The organism is Martelella sp. UBA3392 (assembly GCF_002358775.1).
GTDB lineage: Bacteria > Pseudomonadota > Alphaproteobacteria > Rhizobiales > Rhizobiaceae > Martelella > Martelella mediterranea.
In genome coordinates this window covers 1-983 of record NZ_DEPM01000029.1, presented here as the reverse complement: position 1 = coordinate 983, position 983 = coordinate 1, and the positions used below count along the sequence as shown (strand labels likewise).

The 983-nt window shown below is 64.2% G+C and carries 1 protein-coding gene; it reads right to left on the bottom strand.

The features are described from left to right. Positions 1 to 3: 3 nt before the first annotated feature. Entirely contained in the window at positions 4 to 882 is an 879-nt protein-coding gene (gene gluQRS, locus B4E36_RS02470; RefSeq protein WP_292052804.1) for a tRNA glutamyl-Q(34) synthetase GluQRS, read from the bottom strand. Positions 883 to 983: the final 101 nt, after the last annotated feature.

Here is a 983-nt window from a genome sequence, read left to right as displayed (position 1 = left end):
CATTCAGATCCCGCAAAGGACACGGATATCAGCCACTGACCGCCCTTCGGCGCGCAACTGCCGGAGCGCGGTATCGCCGTTCGACTTGGAAAGCTTGCGCCCGTCGGGTCCCAGAATCAGCCGGTGGTGATGATAGACCGGCGCGGGAAGCCCCAGAAGTTCCTGCAGCAGGCGGTGGATCGCGGTGGCGTGATAGAGATCGAGGCCACGCACCACATGGGTGATGCCCTGCGCCGCATCATCGGTGACCACCGAAAGATGATAGCTCGACGGCGCATCCGAACGCGACAGCACCACATCGCCCCAGACCGCGGGATCGGCCGGAATATCGACGATCCCGCCGTCCCTTTCCTCGCGCCAGTAGAACGGCTCGCCGATGCGGGCGACGGCCGCTTCCATGTCGAGCCGCCAGGCATGGCGTTTGCCGGAAGCGAGCAGCGCCTGGCGCTCCTCCTCGCCCCGCAACCTGTCGGCGGCCGGATAGAGCGGCGCGCCATCCGGGTCGCGCGGCCAATCGCCCTCTTCGGCCTCATGGGCCTCGACCAGCCGGCGCACCTCGCCACGCGTCATGAAGGCCGGATAGGCAAGCCCCGCGACGATCAGCCGGTCGAGCATCGCCTGATAATCAGGGAAATGCTCGGACTGGCGGAAGAGCGGGGGCTCAAAACCAATGCCGAGCCAGTCGAGATCCGTAATCAGCGCCGCCTCGAACTCCGGCGTCGCCCGGGTCTGGTCGATATCCTCGATCCTGAGCAGCAGCCTGCCGCCCACAGCCTTTGCTCGCCGCTGGTTTTCGAAGGCGGACAAGGCGTGGCCGAGATGCAGGTAGCCGTTCAAGCTCGGCGCGAAGCGGAAAACGGGTCGATCCGTAACTGGTTTCATGCGATGAACTATCCGGTTTTCAAGGTAATACCAAGGACCGATGATTAGGACCCATATGACGCGCGCTGGAATGGCCCTCCGAGTAGGAAAATACCGCAGAG

What these genes read in the sequence shown, in the direction of transcription:
- gluQRS (WP_292052804.1), bottom strand. Translation starts at nt 882, where the DNA reads ATGAAACCAGTTACGGATCGACCCGTTTTCCGCTTCGCGCCGAGCTTG.